This is a genomic window from Rhizobium sp. Root491 (genome assembly GCF_001427205.1).
GTDB classification, from domain to species: domain Bacteria; phylum Pseudomonadota; class Alphaproteobacteria; order Rhizobiales; family Rhizobiaceae; genus Agrobacterium; species Agrobacterium tumefaciens.
The window spans coordinates 33,665-51,144 of sequence record NZ_LMFF01000019.1 but is presented as its reverse complement, the minus strand read 5'-3'; the positions used below and the strand labels follow the sequence as shown (position 1 = coordinate 51,144).

At 58.2% G+C, this 17,480-nt stretch carries 15 protein-coding genes and 1 pseudogene; 5 read left to right on the top strand and 11 right to left on the bottom strand.

Annotated features, from left to right (window positions below; all coding sequences use genetic code 11):
• Nucleotides 1–194 precede the first annotated feature (194 nt).
• Complete coding sequence (locus ASD46_RS24400) at nucleotides 195–1,520, top strand: telomere resolvase (RefSeq protein WP_025594423.1); 1,326 nt, start codon at nucleotides 195–197, stop codon at nucleotides 1,518–1,520.
• Nucleotides 1,521–1,897: 377 nt separating this feature from the next.
• Nucleotides 1,898–4,225: a DUF1217 domain-containing protein gene (locus ASD46_RS24395; protein ID WP_035198743.1), complete on the top strand. Its 2,328-nt coding sequence runs from the start codon at nucleotides 1,898–1,900 to the stop codon at nucleotides 4,223–4,225.
• A gap of 53 nt (nucleotides 4,226–4,278) precedes the next feature.
• Here ASD46_RS24395 and ASD46_RS24390 read toward each other — a convergent pair whose 3' ends face one another.
• From ASD46_RS24390 to graD, 7 genes are all read right to left on the bottom strand, one after another.
• Nucleotides 4,279–5,565: an MFS transporter gene (locus ASD46_RS24390; protein WP_013636793.1), complete on the bottom strand. Its 1,287-nt coding sequence runs from the start codon at nucleotides 5,563–5,565 to the stop codon at nucleotides 4,279–4,281.
• Between the two features lie 220 nt (nucleotides 5,566–5,785).
• Nucleotides 5,786–6,124: a YciI family protein gene (locus ASD46_RS24385; RefSeq protein ID WP_025594426.1), complete on the bottom strand. Its 339-nt coding sequence runs from the start codon at nucleotides 6,122–6,124 to the stop codon at nucleotides 5,786–5,788.
• Entirely contained in the window at nucleotides 6,121–7,008 is an 888-nt protein-coding gene (gene graB / locus ASD46_RS24380) for a hydroxyquinol 1,2-dioxygenase (RefSeq protein WP_025594427.1), read from the bottom strand. Before graB ends, ASD46_RS24385 begins: the two co-directional genes overlap by 4 nt.
• Before the next feature lie 40 nt (nucleotides 7,009–7,048).
• Entirely contained in the window at nucleotides 7,049–8,104 is a 1,056-nt protein-coding gene (gene graC / locus ASD46_RS24375) for a maleylacetate reductase (RefSeq protein ID WP_025594429.1), read from the bottom strand.
• Nucleotides 8,105–8,107: 3 nt separating this feature from the next.
• Nucleotides 8,108–9,091 carry a gamma-resorcylate decarboxylase gene (gene tsdA, locus ASD46_RS24370; RefSeq protein ID WP_025594431.1) on the bottom strand — a complete coding sequence of 328 codons (984 nt, stop codon included), beginning with the start codon at nucleotides 9,089–9,091 and terminating at the stop codon, nucleotides 8,108–8,110.
• Nucleotides 9,092–9,137: 46 nt separating this feature from the next.
• Complete coding sequence (gene graA, locus ASD46_RS24365) at nucleotides 9,138–10,367, bottom strand: FADH(2)-dependent resorcinol hydroxylase oxygenase component (protein ID WP_025594432.1); 1,230 nt, start codon at nucleotides 10,365–10,367, stop codon at nucleotides 9,138–9,140.
• Between the two features lie 36 nt (nucleotides 10,368–10,403).
• A complete protein-coding gene (gene graD, locus ASD46_RS24360) occupies nucleotides 10,404–10,943 on the bottom strand; it encodes an FADH(2)-dependent resorcinol hydroxylase reductase component (protein WP_003514147.1) in 540 nt (179 codons plus the stop codon).
• 206 nt (nucleotides 10,944–11,149) lie between these two features.
• Here graD and ASD46_RS24355 point away from each other — a divergent pair, with 206 nt between their 5' ends.
• Nucleotides 11,150–11,581 carry a MarR family winged helix-turn-helix transcriptional regulator gene (locus tag ASD46_RS24355; protein WP_025594436.1) on the top strand — a complete coding sequence of 144 codons (432 nt, stop codon included), beginning with the start codon at nucleotides 11,150–11,152 and terminating at the stop codon, nucleotides 11,579–11,581.
• A 104-nt stretch (nucleotides 11,582–11,685) separates the two neighbouring features.
• Entirely contained in the window at nucleotides 11,686–12,072 is a 387-nt protein-coding gene (locus ASD46_RS24350) for a hypothetical protein (RefSeq protein ID WP_025594437.1), read from the top strand.
• A 113-nt stretch (nucleotides 12,073–12,185) separates the two neighbouring features.
• Here the strand turns inward: ASD46_RS24350 and ASD46_RS27870 are convergent.
• From ASD46_RS27870 to ASD46_RS24335, 4 genes and pseudogenes are all read right to left on the bottom strand, one after another.
• Nucleotides 12,186–12,408: pseudogene (locus ASD46_RS27870) on the bottom strand (outer membrane protein); the annotation flags it as partial.
• 5 nt (nucleotides 12,409–12,413) lie between these two features.
• A complete protein-coding gene (locus ASD46_RS24345; RefSeq protein WP_060642909.1) occupies nucleotides 12,414–13,850 on the bottom strand; it encodes a sensor histidine kinase in 1,437 nt (478 codons plus the stop codon).
• A complete protein-coding gene (locus tag ASD46_RS24340; RefSeq protein WP_025594440.1) occupies nucleotides 13,847–14,521 on the bottom strand; it encodes a response regulator transcription factor in 675 nt (224 codons plus the stop codon). Before ASD46_RS24340 ends, ASD46_RS24345 begins: the two co-directional genes overlap by 4 nt.
• A gap of 139 nt (nucleotides 14,522–14,660) precedes the next feature.
• Nucleotides 14,661–15,290: a TetR/AcrR family transcriptional regulator gene (locus ASD46_RS24335; RefSeq protein ID WP_025594443.1), complete on the bottom strand. Its 630-nt coding sequence runs from the start codon at nucleotides 15,288–15,290 to the stop codon at nucleotides 14,661–14,663.
• A gap of 145 nt (nucleotides 15,291–15,435) precedes the next feature.
• Between ASD46_RS24335 and ASD46_RS24330 the strand changes: the two genes are divergently transcribed.
• On the top strand, nucleotides 15,436–17,472 hold the full coding sequence (locus ASD46_RS24330) for an NADH:flavin oxidoreductase (protein WP_025594444.1): 2,037 nt from the start codon (nucleotides 15,436–15,438) through the stop codon (nucleotides 17,470–17,472).
• The last annotated feature ends 8 nt before the right edge of the window (nucleotides 17,473–17,480 follow it).

Genomic DNA, 17,480 nt, shown 5'->3' with positions numbered 1-17,480 from the left:
CCCCGACTTGCCGATCTCGGCTCGCAAACCTTCCTTGAAGGTTCCACGCATCACGGCCATACTTGCGGAATCGATTAAACTATTATTCAAAAGAAATATGCTGGCGGCGGATATCCATGGCATTTCCGCAACCATGCTTCTGTTGATTGCCAATCATAGATTTTATATTTCCCGACCGGTTCAGGGGCCGCCGCATGCTCGCACGAAAGACCAAAACTCCAGTTCTCGTGGAACGCATCGACCAGTTCGTCGGTCGGGTCAGGGAGGCGATGAAAAGCAGCGAGGCGTTGCGAAACAAAAAAATCCGCGATCTTTGGGACGCAGAGGTCCGCTACCATTTCGACAATGGCCGCACGGAAAAGACGCTCGAACTTTACATCATGAAATATCGCTATGCCCTGAAGGCCGAATTTGGAGCAAAGAGCACCCCGCTTGCCATCTGCAACATGAAAAAGCTGCGGGAGCGGCTGAAGACCTATATAGAGCGGGCCGACTATCCGAAAACCGGCGTGGCGACCTCCATTGTCGAAAAGATCGAACGGGCGGAGTTCAACACCGCCGGCCGCAAGCCGACAGTGCTTTTGCGGATCGCGGATTTTATTGCAGCGATGAACGGCCTGGGCTCGAAAGAAGAGATGCAGGCCTTGTGGGACGCCGAAATCGCCGTCATGAAGGGCCGCGCCCAGACGACGATCATTTCCTACATCACCAAATATCGTAACGCCATCCGCGAAGCCTTCGGTGACGACCATCCGATGCTGAAGATCGCCACCGGCGATGCAGCGATGTACGACGATGCGCGCCGGGTCAAGATGGAGAAGATCGCCAACAAGCACGGCGCGCTGATCACGTTCGAAAATTACCGGCAGGTTCTGAAGATTTGCGAGGATTGTCTCAAGTCCAACGATCCGCTGATGATCGGCATCGGCCTGATCGGCATGACGGGGCGACGCCCCTACGAGGTCTTTACGCAGGCCGAGTTTTCACCCGCCCCCTATGGCAAGGGCGTTTCCAAATGGAGCATCCTGTTTAACGGCCAAGCCAAGACGAAGCAGGGCGAAGGAACGAAATTCGGGATTACCTACGAGATCCCGGTCCTTGCACGCTCCGCAACCATCCTGTCCGCCTACCAGCGCCTGCGCGAAAGCGGGCAGGGAAAATTGTGGCACGGCATGTCGATCGACGATTTTTCATCGGAAACCCGCCTGCTGCTTCGGGACACGGTTTTTAATCTGTTCGAGGATTTCTGGCCGAAGGAAGAACTGCCCAAGCCCTATGGCTTGCGGCACCTTTATGCGGAGGTGGCGTATCACAATTTCGCGCCGCCCCATGTCACCAAAAACAGCTATTTCGCGGCCATCCTCGGACACAACAATAACGACCTCGAAACCTCGCTGTCCTACATGACCTACACGCTGCCGGAAGACCGCGACGATGCATTGGCGCGAGCCAAACGCACGAATGAGCGCACATTGTTGCAGATGGCGACCATCGCCCCCGTCTCCCGCAAGAACCCGTAGCGGTACCCTGAACTGCCCTAGAAAAAGCCTCTAATACGGCCTTGCCTCAGGATAGCGCTGAACACGCTGCCAGCGGTATTTTCGCATGTCTGTCCCAACAGCCCGGACAAATGTGCCGCCCTCAGCTTTTGCCAAGTCTTCCCCCTTTGTCTGCCGGCGTGGTGTTGGCGTTGGCGCTTGGGGCCGCTTCTGCCTGCACGCGATCTGAACGCAGCCACGCACCAAACAATCAATATAAATCTCAACTAATTTAATAATACAAAATATTTATCCTAAATATTACTTTTAATTATACAGCTACGCGCAAGACTATACTGCAATTATCCGCTTCATAACTGGTTCACGCACAGATTTTGCCATAGTTTTTTCGGAGACACATGGTGCTGCCCGCATATACGACTTACGCTCTTTACAATCGTGATATGGAATTGTCGCTGAAACGCGTCGCGAACGACCCCGTCGTATCGCGGGACGCCAAATATTATGCGGATAATATCGGCAAGGTCAAAAACCTCGATGCGTTCCTGAAGGACTTCCGGCTCTATTCCTACGCCATGAAGGCACATGGACTGGAGGAAATGATCTATGCCACCGCCTTCATGAAGAAGGTGCTGGAAAGCAATCTCAACGATCCGAACAGCTTCGCCAACAAACTCAAGGATACGCGATACCGCGACTTCGCTGCCTCTTTCGATTTCGGCACGATCAAAGCGGAAAAATCGGTTCAGACAAAATCCCAGCAGGACCGGTTGATTGCCACCTATCACGCTACGATCGAACAGGAAGGCGCCGAATTAAAGGAAGAGACCCGTTTTTACAACATTGCCATCGAGAAGGTCGGGCATGTCGACGATATCTTCAAGAACACGCGGCTTCGGGATTATATCTTCAAATCCTTCGGCATCGACCCCGAGACCTTCAGCTACAAGCACGTCAAAAACGTTCTGACGAGCGATATCAGCAATGCCGATAGCTACATCAACAAGACCTACAAGTCATTGATCCCGGAGTGGAAGGCAAAGGCGGCCGATCTGCGCATAGAACGTGCAGGCGTCGCGTCCACCGACAAACCGGCGCTCGCAAAGATCGACTACCTGATCAGCCAATATAACAAGCGTATCAACGATGCCAACAAACTGTTCGAGATGGCGGCCGCGTTTAATTTCCGGGACGACGGCCGCGTAGATGACGGCATGCAGGCGCAGACGGCTGCGCAGAGGCGACTGATTAACGAAACCTACGTTCTTTCAAATCCCCGCCTGACGCAGGCCGGAGCTGTTCTCAACCGCGAGTATTTCGCGGACAAGATGAAAACCATCACCGAGGCCAGCCAGATGACGCAGTTTGCGCGCCTGAGAACGATGCTCATCGTCAGCTTCAATCTGACGGACAATGATGAGACGGACAAGAAAATCGGCTGGGCCGTCTTGCAGGATCCGAATGATCCGAAAAGCCCTATCCACAAGGAGAAGGACAAAGGTCTTGTCGATCTGGCACGCGCCTTCAATTTCGGTGCGGATGGCAAGATCAAGACCGGCAAGGTCGCGCAGACCGCCGAACAGCTCAACACCATGATGAACCTCTACTTCAGCCGTTACGATGACAAGGACGAAGCAGCGGACGAAAAGGCAATCAAGAACTACCAGCGCTATATCGGCCTGACGAAAAATCTCGAGGATTTTCTGTCGAACGCGCAGGGCGCGGTCATCATTCGAAACTTCGCCCTGAAGGCCTTCGATATTACCGCTGAAGAAGCCTCGTCCTTCACGCTGAAACGGGTATTTACCAGCGATCTGTCAGACCCGAAAAGTTACGTTTACACTTTGAAAGACGAGCGTTTCGTGCGGCTGGCCAAGGCTTTCAACTTTGATGCCGAGGGCAAAATCGGCTCACCCCGGCTCGCCCAGTCGGAAAACGAGATCACCCGAATATCGCGAAATTATCTGAAGGAAGTTACCCGTTGGGACAAGGACAAAAAGGTCAGGGAGAAAGGTGAAAAGGAGGTCACCTACTATCGCCAGAAAATGGAAACGATTGAAACCGTCGATCAATTGCTCTCCGACCGCCGCCTTCTCGATTTTATGCTGATTGCGCAGCGTATCGACCCCAAAACGGTCACCACCGACTACCTCAAGAAGATCTTCAAGTCCGACCTCAAGGACCCAAAAAGCTTCGCCAATACCGAAAAAGATGCCCGCTTCCGCGCACTTGCCGGCTCCTTCAATTTCGACGCCAAGGGGAATATCGTCGCGAAAGCCGGCCAGAGCGTGCAGAACACCCGCAGCCTCATGGAAACACGCGACAAATATGTTCGGCAGACGCTGGAACAGCGGGTCGGCGAAGAAAATTCCGGCGTTCGCCTTGCGCTCTATTTCAAGCGCATGGCTGCCAGCATTTCCAATCCCTACGACATACTCGCCGATAATGCGCTTGCGGAGTTCACCCGCACCGCCCTTGGAATTCCCGCAGAAACCGCAAACTCCAAGGTGGATGCGCAGGCAAAGATGATCGAGAAGAAGCTGAAGATAAAGGACCTGCAGGACCCCAAGAAGGTCGAAAAACTGGTCAATCGCTTTTTGCTGACATTCGAAGCGAACAACGCAACGTCGGATCCGCGTCTCGCTCTATTCGGCAGCGGCAGCACGTCCATCAGCGGCAATACACTCGCGACGTTGGGGCAACTCCGCAGCCGCCGCAGAGGTTAGACCATCCATAAGTGCTGGCCGCAGGCTTTGCCCTGCGGCCAGCATCATCTTAGTCAAACCCGCCCGTCGCCTGAAGTGCGGTAGAGCAGGGTCAATACGGTCAAAGCCAGCCCGACCAGCGCGACCGAGCCGAAAATGTAGAAGTTCCACTCCGGAGCCAGGCCCCGTTGCAGCACGAGACCGCCGATCATCGGACCGGCGATGCCGCCCAGCCGCCCGACGGCCAGGGAAAAGCCAAGACCCGTACCGCGAATATGGACAGGATAAAGCCGCCCGACCAGAACGTTGGCAAGAATCTGGGTTCCAATCGTTCCCGCACCCGCAAGGGCAACGAAGAGATAGAGCAACGGCCCCTTGTTTACCGTCAACGCCCAGATCGAGGCCGCGCCAATGGCAAACAGGACGGCCACAACCACCTTGACGTTACCCTTGTCGGCGAAACGCCCGCCGATGAGAATGCCAATTGCGGCTCCGACATTGAGCATGATGGAAAAACTGAGCGCCGAACTGATGTCGTAGCCCATCTTGTTCATGATGGTGGGCAGCCAGTTGACCATGCCGAAGGTCAGCAGAAGCGAGCAAAAGTGAATGCCCCAGGCATTCAGCGTCGAAAGCAGCCGGCCTTCCGAGAAGAGGGCGCCCACGCCGCCCTTTTGGATCTTGGCATGCGGCGTAATGCGTTGCAGGCCGTAAGTGTCGCAAATCCCGTCTGCCTCTGCCTGCCGGCCCTTGCTTGCCAGCCATTCCGGCGATTCCGGCAGGAACCGCATGAAGATCGGCAGAAGAATAAGCGGCAGGCCGCCGATCAGCATCAGTGGCCTCCAGCCATAGCTCTCCAGAAGCAAAATACCCATGAGGCCGGAAATGATGCCGCCGATAAGATAACCGAGGAACGACAGGGAGTTTGCCTGTGCCCTGCGCTTGGGCGGCGAGAATTCCAGCACGAGCGCGGTAACCGTCGGCAGGAGCGCGCCAAGGCCGAGACCGGCGAAGAAGCGCGTGATTTCGAAAGCAAGAAAGTTCGGCGTCATGGCCGAGGCAATCATCATCGCTGAAAATCCGGCAAGGCTGATGAGAACGACCTTCCGGCGGCCGATACGGTCCGCCATGGTGCCGGCAAACAGCGCGCCGAGCAGCATGCCCACCAGCGTCAAGGCGGCAGCCCGCCCGACCATGGCCGGATTGAGCGCCCATGCGCCTTCTTTCAGCAACGCCGGTGCAACCGCGCCGTAAACGACCAGATCGTAACCGTCGAACATGATCATCAGGCCGCATGTCGCGATGACGCCAGCCGGGTTCTTCGTCCGCACCGAGGCGGCGCTCATATAGTTCGTGGACATATTCCTCCCTTTCACGCATGAACGCGCCACCCGGAATGGATCGACGTCTTCCCGTTCCTGCGATTGCTCCCTGGGTGCCCGGCTTGCTCCACCCTGATGTGCGTCTCGCTCCTGTCAAGACACATATCGCCGGTATCACCCGCTTTCGATTAAATGTTGCGTTTGCAAAAATTGCAATTGAAATATTAACAATTGCCAACAGCCATTGCAGGCGTGGATTTCAGTCGCCTTCCAGCCCCGAAATCCTCGACAAAGTCGGCGTCCAGCTCAAAATACGAATGCGGTTATAGACGCCGTGAATGACAAAAGGGTCGGCGTCGCTAAAAGCCATGACGTCCTCGATACAGCGGGCTTCAGCAATGATGAGGGCCGCGGCAGACCCTCCGCTTTCCGCCTGCATCGGGCCGGATGCGAGAATTCTGAATCCTTCCGGCACGCCATCTTCGTTGCGCAAATGAGCCTTGTGGGCACTGATCTGCGCCAACCTTTGCTCAGCGGCAGCGGGATCACTTTCCGCAAAACGCACATAGAGCCGGGGACGGTCGCTACCGCGGGTCATCGGGCGAGCACGAAATCGTGGTCCACCGACCAGAACCAGCCGTTGGCGAACCCCAGCTCCTGCGCCCTCTTCGCATCCTCCACCCGCTGAAAATCGGCCAGCAGGCTTTCCTTCACACCGAAAACTGCATCCGAACGAATGTAAGGATCATCAGGGTCGAAAATATGCGTGACGAGCGTGGTGAAGCCTTCTGCCGAAACGATGTAGTGCAGATGCGCTGGCCGGTAGGGATGGCGCCCCATTGCCCTCAGAAGCTGCCCGACAGGGCCATCATCCGGTATCGGGTAATATTTCGGCTTCGCCGCCCGGAACCAGTAGCGTCCGTCCTCACCGGTGACGAATACGCCACGCAGGTTGAAATCGGGCTGAATGCCCTTCTGCTGCACGTCGTAGAAACCTTCGTCATTGGCCTGCCAGACGTCAATGCGGGCGCCTGCGACCGGCATTCCGTCGGTGTCGAGAATGCGGCCGGTTACCAGCATGTCCTCGCCCTTGCCGTCGAGGCAGATATTGGCGCCCATCGGCATCTCAGGCGCATCGGCCACATGAAAAGGCCCGAGAACGGTGGATTCCGACGCGCCGCTCGGCTTGCGGTGGTTGATCGCGTCGACTAGCATGGAAACGCCGAGAATATCGGAAAAAAGGATCCACTCCTGCCGCCATTCATTGCAGATCTGGCCGACCTCGGTCAGAAAATGGATTGCCTTCATCCATTCCTCTTCAGTCGGCTCAATCTCTTTCACCGCCTCGTGAAGCTTGCGGGTGACGACCGCCATGATCTCCTTGAGACGCGGATCCTCACAATCGCGCATACGGGCGATCACGGTTTCGGCCGAACGTTCCTCGACGAAATAGCCGTCATCACCGGTCGTTTTCATGTCCATAATGTCCTCCTCCCATCATTGCCGCTCCCTGCTTGCCGGATCACTCCGGCCTTGCGCCCTCGAAGGCGCGTTGCAACAGGGCGCGGATCGCGGTTTTTTCAACTGGCCGCGGGCACCAGTAAGGATTGGCGGTCGCAAGCTCGGCCATAGCGTCGAGATCTTCCCCGCCAACACCGAGTGCTGCAAGGCTTGCCGGCGCGCCGAGCCGGGCGGCAAAATCGTAAAGACCCGTCCCTGCCCTGCCACCGACAAGTGCGGCCAGCGGCGCAAGCTGATCCGGCACCGCCTGTTCCACATAAGCGATGGTGTGCGGCAGAAGCACCGCATGGGTTTCCGCATGCGGCAGGTCCAGACTGCCGCCCAGCGTATGGCAAAGCTTGTGATGCAGCGACATGCCAACAGCGCCAAGCACCGTGCCACACAGCCACGCGCCGTAAAGTGCCGTTTCGCGCGCCTTGGTATCTTGCGGCTCCATCCTCACACCGGGAAGCGCCTCAATCATCGCCCGCAACCCTTCCACCGCCATCATACTGGCGATCGGATTGCGATCCCGAGCATAAAGCGCCTCTGCCGCATGGGCCATGGCGTTTAGCCCGCTGGTCATGCTGATACCAACCGGTAATCCAAGTGTCAGCTCGGCGTCGTAAATCACCACTTCCGGCAGGATTTCCGGACCGCGCAGGGTGGTCTTCACGCCATTTTCCGTCTGGCCAAGAATGGGCGTCACCTCAGAGCCGGCATAGGTCGTTGGAATGACGATCTGGGGCGCATCGGTGCGCAAGGCAATGGCCTTGCCAAGACCGGTGGTAGAGCCGCCGCCGAGCGACACGACGCAATCGGCACCGGCAGCGCGATAGGCCTCGACCGCCCGTTTCGTCACCTCGACCGGCGTGTGCATGGCCGCATCGGAAAAAACACCGGCAGCCAATGGGCCAAGCCGGGCGGCCAAAGCCTCCGCATCGCCCTTTTGATGGGGTGTGGAAAGCACCAACGCCCGTGATAGCCCGAGGCGACGGATTTCCTCCGCCACCCCCACGGAGCTACCCGTGCCAAAGACGATGCGGGCCGGGGCCGTCGTATAGACGAACGGCTGCATGGCTCAGGCTCCGTCGAGCTTGAACAGGCGGCGCGCATTGGTGCGGCCGATCTTTACCCGGTCGGCCTCGGCAATGCTCGTCGCATTGAACCAGTCGGAGGCGTGATCGATGTTCTCGAAGGGCCAGTCGGTGGAGAACAGGATGCGGTCGGCACCGATTTCCAGAATGGCATCGATCAGGGTCTGGGTGCGGAAATTGCCAGAGGTGGTGATGTGGAAATTCTCGTTGAAATAATCCATGAAACGGCGCTTGGCCGGATAGCGCGGCGGCAGCTTCACCCAGGCATTGCGGTGGTCGATGCGCCACATCATGTAGGGCAGGCCCTCGCCCATATGGCCAAGAATGATGTTGAGGCGCGGATGCTCGTCGAACAGGCCTGATGCCATGAGGCGCAGCGCGTGAACCGCCGTTTCCTGCGCAAACGCCCAGGTGGGGCCAAGCAGCCAGGGGTGGCCGTCATAGATGCGGGAATCCTGCGGCAGCGGATTGCGCGGATGCAGATAGAAAGGCACATCAAGCTTTTCCACCTCGCCCCAGAATGGACGATATTGCGGCAGGTCGTAATAAAGCGGTGTCTGGCCATCGCCCTCCTGGCTGAAGCCATTGACGAGTGCGCCGACGAAACCGAGATCGTTGACGCAGCGCTGAAGCTCCTCGGTCGCCGTATCCGGGTCCTGCAACGGCAGGGCTGCGAAGGCGAGGAAGCGGTCCGGCCGCTTGGCGCATTCTTCAGCCAGGACGTCATTGGCGCGGCGCGCAATCTCGATCGCCTTCTTCTTGTCGGGAATAGCCTGCACCGCCGGCGCATTCAACGACAGGATCATGGTTTCGATGCCATGCGCATCCATCAGCTTCAGGCGCGTATCCTGAATGTCGAGCAGGCGATGCTGCAGTTCCTTCCAGTAATCACCGGGCACGAACCCGGCCGAATCCTGAAGTGTTTCCGGGATTGCGAAATGCTCTTCGAGAGCGACCTTGCCTTGCATGTTATTTCCTCCGAAAATCGCTGTTCAGTTGCCGCCACGCGTGCGGTCAATATTGGCCCTTGGGTTCCAGGCCGAGCATGCTCTGGCCGATCATGGTGCCCACGGCATCCCAGTTCATGCTGATATGGCGGCCCACCGCATTCGCATCCCGCCAGGCCCGCTGGACCGGATTGGAAAGATCGAGCCCGACACCGCCGGTGGAATCGTTGAGTGCCTGCACGGCGCGCAGCGCCAGAGAGACCGAAAAGGACTGGCCGCGACGGCTCAATAGCCGGTCGTCCACCGAAAATTCCGCCCGCCCTTCAAGCCTTGCCTGTGAGAGTGCCTGAGCCCGCGCAACGTCGCGCAACAGGATTTCACAAGCGGCATCCACGCTCGCAGCGGCTTCCGCGACACGCAGCTGGATGGTTGGAAATTCCGCCATGCGGTTATTGCCGCCCGCCACCGCACCGCGGGTCACCCGGCCACCGACATGATCGACATAGGCTGCCAGGGCACCCTTGGCTGCACCGACGCCAGTCGAGGCGAGACAGGAAGGAATGCCGGTCAGAAGCGGCATGTTGAAGAGACCTTCCTGCGCATAAAACCGCCCGCCCGGCGTGTGGCCGCTGGTCGCGTCCGGAAAGGTCAGAACCCGATGTTTGGGAACAAAGACATCATCGAGAACCAGCGTCTTGGAACCCGTGCCGGCCAGTCCGACCACATGCCACGTGTCTTCAATGGCATATTGGCTTGCAGGCACGAGAAGGAAGGCCGGAACCGGCCTGCCTTCGCCCTGCGGCGGCAGGATGGCGGCGCAGAGAGACCATTGGGCATTCTCGCAGCCCGAGGCAAAGGCCCATTTGCCGCTCAGGCGGTAACCGCCGTCAGCGGCCTCCGCCATCTTTACCGGCGCATAGGAACCACACAGAAGCGCGTCAGGGTTTTCGTCCCAGACATCCGCCTGCGCCTCCTCTGGAAACATCGCCAGCAGCCATTGATGGGCGGAAAGCAGGCCGGCAACCCAGCCAGTCGACGCGCAGGCCGCCGAAAGCTCGATATTGGCTTCGACAAGCTCAGCAAATTCACCGCCCTGCCCACCGAAAGCCCGCGGTTTGACGACATCGAAATAGCCGATGCCGCGCAGCGCCGCGATATGACTGGCGGGAACGCGGCGCGCCTCCTCTGTTTGTCGGGCGCTGGACCGGAAAAGATCCGCTACACCGGCAACGCGACCGACGAGGCGGACATGCGGGTTCGTTTGCGCCGGCTGCGGCGCATGGCTCATATCGTTCATGATTGTCTCCTCCGAGAATAGTCTAGCCGGGAAATATCAGGCGGACAGGCCTGCCGGGCTTGCGGCGCAATATTGGGCATTTTCGTAAAGCAGCGGTCGTGTCGTCTCGCTTACATCGGCCGACACCACCTGTCCGATAAACACCGTATGCGTTCCATATGGCATTGCCGCGACACGGCGGCAGGCGATGGCGGCATGGGCCGTGGGCAGATAAAGAACACCGTTGTCATGACGCTGCCACTCGCCGTTGCGGAAACGCTCCTCCGGTGAAACCTTGCCGCTGAAAGCATCAGACAAGGCAATCTGGTCCTGCGTCAGCACATTCACGATGAAATCGGGCCGGCAGAGCAGCAATTCGTGCAGAAACGTGCGGTTGTTCAGGCAAACCAGAAGAGAGGGCGGCTCCATCGAAACCGAGGTGACGGCGGTAACCGTCATGCCGTGATCGCGCTGATCACCCGTGGCACAGGCAGTGATGACCGTCACGGTCGCCGGAAAACGGCGCATCGTCGTGCGGAAATTCTGGCCGACGCCTTCAGGCGCAAGATTGTTCAGGCCAAACAGTGCTGATGTCATGAGATCCTCCCAAATCCTGCATTCTTAAATATTTTCATTTGCAACATTTGTCAATGCAAATGTTTTGTGGCGTGGGAAGCTGCGATATGGCCTCGCCGTCACCGGTCTTCTGGAGCGAAACTATTGAAACTGATAGATTATGCCGGTACAGCCGATGGGTGCGCCACGTCATCCGCGCACGTGTTTCTCAAAACGGGGTTTTGCTTGTGTCTTATCAGTTCACTGACTCGGTACCCTACCTGCTCAACTGGGTAGGTGTTCGGCTTGGAGAGCGCTTCTCCCTGAGGCTGGCATCCTATGACATCACCCTGCCGATGTATCGTGTGCTGGCAACGCTGAGACAACAGGAAAGCAAAACGCTGACCGAGCTTTCAGACCTCGTGTCGGTGGAGATTTCCACGCTCTCCCGGCTTGTTGGCCTGCTCGTCAGACGCAACCTCGTCAGCCGCGAGCGACCGGTCGACAATGCGCGGATCGTGCGCATCACGCTGACGCCAAAGGGTGAAGAACTTGCCGAGGAACTGATGCCCATCGCCGCCATGTTCGAAAAGACCGCGATCGAAGGCCTTGACCCGGCCGAAGTGAAACTTTTCAAAAGCATCCTGCGCCACATCGGCCGCAATATTGCCGGTCTCTGATCCCCCAAGGATCCGCTGACCCGTCACGACCTTCGCGTGCAATGTACTTGCAATGGCTGGTTCCTATCCCTGTGGCAACTCACCACAGCGGAGGAAATTTGCCCATGTCCGAGAGATTGTCACCCGCCTTCCTGACAACGCTCGCCCTTGTCACAGCATCGATCCTGGTTTCGGCCTGCGCCTCGACAGTCATGAAAAGCTACATCGGCGCGCCCATCACCAGCGTGATGCTGGACTATGGGCCGCCGGACAATATCTATAGCCTTGGCGGTGGACAGCAGGCCTACCAGTGGCGGAAGAACAAGACACAGGCTGTAGCCGGATCATCAAGTGGCGAAGTGCGGACAACACGGCGCGGAGAGCGTTACGAAGTGTCCGAGACGCCGGGTTATGTCGAGCGCATAGACTGCTTCTACACTTTCTACACACGCAATTCCGGCGGCGAATGGTATGTAACGAGCTTCCGGCAACCGTCACTCGAATGCGAGTGATCGTTTCCGGATTTCAAACTCAGCCCTCCCAGATTTTTGACCGCCGCTTTGATGCTCGAAGCGGCGGTTTTCGTTGGAACGTTCTCCCTGGGATTTCTCATTGGATGGGCCGGTCAGAAGCGGTAGTTCAGGCCAGCCTTGATGATGTGATCATTTAGATCGGTCTTCGACATGCTGCTCGCCAAACTTGGCCGACAGGCCGCCGCCGAAGCTCTGTTCGACGCCGGCGCCAACCCAATAGCCCTGTTTCCAGCCGTCGGCACCCGTGAAGCCGTTTCCATCCTTGAACTTGGTGGTGGTAAGGCCGGGGAAACATGCCTGATCGCTTAAAATCCCGTCAGCTAGACAGTGTCAGCCGCAGCATCTTTCGAAGCCACCGAGCGAATTTCCAGCCGGACGCAAAAACCGGGATTGAGGTCGAGGAAGACAACGCGTCCGCAATGAATCTCTGCCGCCTTCTGGACCAGATTCAAACCGAGGCCTGCTCCTGGCGAGTTCGTATTGACGCGGTGAAACGGCTCGAATACCTGCTCGCGCTCCGAGACGGGGATGCCCGGCCCTTCATCGCAAACGTCAATGAAGCCCGCAGCACCGACCCGGATCGTGATAGCACCCTTGCCGCCGCCATGATCGATTGCGTTGCGAACGAGATTGACGACCGCCATCTCGATGATCGAAGTCTGGACCGTGAACACGGCCTCTCCTTCACTTGGCTCGAAATCGAACTCGTAACCGGCATCCATCGCAATCGGCGCGAGATCGGTCGCGATGCGCTCGACAAGGATGTTCAGGTCCTGCCGCTCGGCGGGTAATTCCACCACGCCGACTGCCTGCATCTCCAGCAACTGGTGCGCAACGCGTGTGAGGCGATCGATATCGGCCCGGAGTTGTCGGCTCAGCGGGTCATCGGGCAAAAGATCGGCCCTGATCCGCGCGATTGCAATCGGCGTTCTCAACTCATGCGCGGCATCGGCAAGAAAGCGGTTACGGCGATTATATCCCTCATCCAGCTTGGAGAGCGCGACGTTGAAGGCATTTACCAGGGGAATGATTTCGCTGGGCACCTTGGAACGATTTATACGGGCGGACCTGTTCTCGAAATTGATGGATTGCGCCTGGCTGACCGTTTCCATCAGGCCGCCAAGTAAACGGCCGACCGCCCTCGGGGTCACGATCAATGTCGCGATACCAGTCAGGATCAGCATGGGCACGACGGCGATAAGAATGACGAAGCCCACACCCGGCAAGACAGTAAGCCAGCGGATCTCGCCGTTGGCATCCTTTTCCAGATCTAACTGCATACTGATCCATAGGCTGAGGCCGTCATTCGGGATGCCTTTTTCCGTCCCGGCAATGAATTGCAGCCGCCCGGCAAGTGTATCGCGGTTTTCCATGGTGGCCCGGACTGTTTCCCCCGCTTCCAGACGCGCCCTTTCGATGCTTGACGGAAAAACTGCCGCCAAAGCCGGTACTGGGATTTCTCCATATCGCAGGACGATTTCATCGGCGTCCCGCACCAAGAACCAAAGATTCGGATAGCGCTGTTTCAGCCCGAGCAATGCGGGCGTGGGCAAAACTTGCGCCCGGCCCTGCCCATCCTTTGTCACGCTTTCCGCAACGATGCGGACAGCCTCTTCATTGGCGCCCTCCAGCCGTGGATCAATGATCCAGATCCAGCCGACGAGGAGGACGACAAACAGAACGAGCAAGAACGCCTGCAAGGCGAAAAGACGCTTCATCAGCGCCCACCGCAGGGATCGGTTGCGCTCCTGCTTCATGTATTCGCCCGGATGAGATAGCCGATGTTTCGCACGGCTCTTATCTCGACCGTTGCTTCGGCGTGCGCGAGCTTCTTCCTGATGCGGGAGATATGGGCGTCAAGCGCGTTGGATTCGATCTCATCATCCAGGTTGTAAACCGCCTCGACCAGATTGGAACGCGTCACGATGCGGTTCGGACGTCGCATCAGAGCCTCGAGCGCCAGATATTCTCGCCGCCGAAACTCGATGATGGCACCGGCAACCGTGACTTCATTGCTCTTCGGATCAATGCTCAGATTTCCGAAGCTCACATATTGGCTGGAAAGCGAAGGGCCGCGCCTGTGCAGCGCCCGAAGGCGGGCAAGCAATTCCTCGATCGCAAAGGGCTTGGCGAGGTAATCATCCGCTCCGGCGTCAAGACCGTCAACGCGGTGATCGACACTTCCGAGCGCCGTCAGAACGAGGATCGGCACCGAATGCCTGGCTTTGCGAAGCGAAGACACAAGGTTCAACCCTTCACCATCCGGAAGGCGACGGTCCAGAACCAGCACATCGTAAGACCCGTCACGCGCCAGCGCGTCGGCATCGGCTATCGTCCTGACATGATCCGCAAGCACATCACGCCGTCGCAGGGCTTCGAGCAGGGCCCGCGCCATTTCCGGTTCATCCTCGAGAAGCAGGATTCGCAATGACTTTTCCCCAAAGGTGAATTCTTGCCGTCCTCACCACTGGTCGGTGAATGTTACAGCTACATTGCAGGCAAGGAGCCGGACTATCCTTCTCTCACCCTCCTGCCAGACGCAAATCGACCGTCACACCTTGGATGCCTTATCCCGGCCTGTGCCCATGTCTTGCATAAAAACGGTCAAGCTCGCGCTGCTGCGGCACCTCACCGGTGTAGATCGCAATATAGTCCGGGATCCTTTTCATGCGCACGGCCATATCTTCCTCCGACTGCATGGAGATATAGCCGATCTGCACGAGATAGGTGGTGCGGGCACGCACATCCGCCATATTTTCGGAATGGCCAAAACGCATGAACATGCGCGAAAGTGCATCCATTCTCGTCTGGTCGGCCTTACGCACCTCGGCAAGAATATCATCGGACTGAAGAGCCCAACTGCGAACCGCAAATTCGAACCTGTTGTCGAAGAGGCCGGCATCCAGCCAGCAATCGAAGACATTCAGCATCGCTTCGGCCAGGGTCTCCGCATAGGCCTCCGACTGCCTGACGATACTGCCGGTATTCTTTTCGCGCCAGCGGGAGACGAGTGCGGCCAGCAATTCCTCCCGATCCCGGAAGAACCAGTAGAAACTCGTGCGCGACAGACCGAGTTTTTTCGCCAACTGCAGGATTTTCACGGAATCCACGCCGGATTCGAGAAGCGCTTGGTAGGCGGCCTCAAGCCAGCCCTCCTGCGATCCGCGCCAACCGGTCTCGTTCAATGTCGCTTCCATGATGATTTCCTAGCAAATCGGTCTGGTCGCGACAAGGCGAATGTCCACTCATGTCGAATGCATAAACACAAGTGTTTTATTAATTGACACCTATGTACATTCCCGCTTAGCCTTCTCCCATAAACGTTCTCGGAGCACGGTCGCCATGTCGAATGACCCCCTTCTTCAGCCCTACCAGCTAAAGCATCTCACCCTGCGAAACCGCATCATCGTTACCTCGCATGAACCCGCCTATCCGGAGGACGGCATGCCGAAAGGGCGCTACCGCGCCTATACGCTCGAGCGGGCAAAGGGCGGCGTCGCCATGACAATGACGGCAGGCTCCGCAGCTGTCTCGAAAGACAGCCCGCCCGTCTTCAACAACCTCTTGGCCTACAAGGATGAAATCGTTCCGTGGATCAGGGAAATGACCGACGCCGTGCATGAAGAGGGTGCAGCGATCATGATCCAGCTGACGCATCTCGGTCGCCGCACGCGCTGGGACAAGGGCGACTGGCTGCCGGTGCTGGCACCATCCCACCAGCGGGAGGCCGCGCATCGCGCTTTCCCGAAGAAGATCGAGGATTGGGATATCGAGCGCATCATCAAGGACTTCGCCGACGCTGCGGAACGCATGAAGGCGGGCGGCATGGACGGGGTGGAGCTTGAAGCCTATGGCCATCTCATCGATCAGTTCGTCTCGCCGCTGACCAACGAGCTGGATGGCCCCTATGGCGGCTCGCTGGACAACCGCATGCGTTTCTGTTTCGACGTCTTCAGGGCGATGCGCGAGCGTGTCGGCGACGATTTCATCCTCGGGGTTCGCTATACCGCCGACGAATGTCTTGAAGGCGGCACCGGAAAGGCGGAAGGCCTCGAAATCTCGCGCCGGTTGCGGGATAGCGGCCTGATCGACTATCTCAACGTTATCAGGGGCCATATCGACACCGATCCCGGCCTGACCGACGTCATTCCCATTCAGGGCATGGCGAACGCGCCGCATCTGGACTTCGCAGGCGAAATCCGCGCGGCAACCAGTTTCCCCACCTTCCACGCCGCCAAGATCCAGGATGTCGCCACCGCCAGATACGCCATCGCTTCCGGCAAGGTCGATATGGTCGGCATGACCCGCGCCCACATGACGGACCCGCATATCGTGCGCAAGATCATGGAAAAGCGGGAGGACGATATCAGGCCTTGCGTTGGCGCCAACTACTGTCTCGACCGCATCTATCAGGGCGGCCTCGCATTCTGTATTCACAATCCGGCGACAGGCCGCGAAGAAACGATGCCGCACGAGATCACCAGAGCGACGGAAAGCCTGAAGGTCGTGATCGTCGGCGCCGGTCCGGCCGGGCTGGAGGCCGCGCGTGTCTGTGCCGAACGCGGCCATGAGGTCGTCGTCTTCGAGGCCGCAAACGATCCGGGCGGCCAGATCCGCCTGACTGCGCAAAGCGAACGCCGCCGCGAAATGATCAGCATCATCGACTGGCGCATGAGCCAGTGCGAAAGGCTCGGCGTTACCTTTCACTTCAACAGCTGGGCGGAAGCGGACACGGTGCTCTCGGAAAGCCCAGATGTCGTCATCATCGCCACCGGCGGATTGCCGCATACCGATGTGCTTTCAAACGGCAATGATCTGGTCGTTTCCTCGTGGGATATCATTTCCGGCGACGTCAAGCCAGGAACGAATGTGCTGGTTTTCGACGATGCCGGCGACCATGCGGGCTTGCAGGCAGCAGAATTTCTCGCAAAGGCGGGCGCAAAAGTGGAGATCATGACCCCGGATCGCGCCTTCGCGCCCGAAGTCATGGCGATGAATCTGGTTCCTTACATGCGCTCACTGCAAAAACTCGACGTCACCTTCACCGTCACCTATCGGCTGGAAGCGGCGGAAAGAAACGGCAACCAGCTCGTCGCCCACGTCGGCAGCGATTATGGCGGCGTGACGAAATCAAGGACCGTGGACCAGATCGTCGTCAATCACGGCACGGTGCCGCTGGACGATCTCTATTTCGACCTCAAGCCCGGCTCCAGGAACCTCGGCGAAATATCCTACGACGCCTTGCTGGAGGGCTCCGCCCAAACCGTCGAGCGCAACCCTGGCGGTGCCTACCGGCTCTTCCGCATCGGCGACGCGGTCGCCGCACGCAATACACATGCGGCGATCTACGATGCGCTGCGTCTCGCAAAGGACATTTGAGAGGGCCG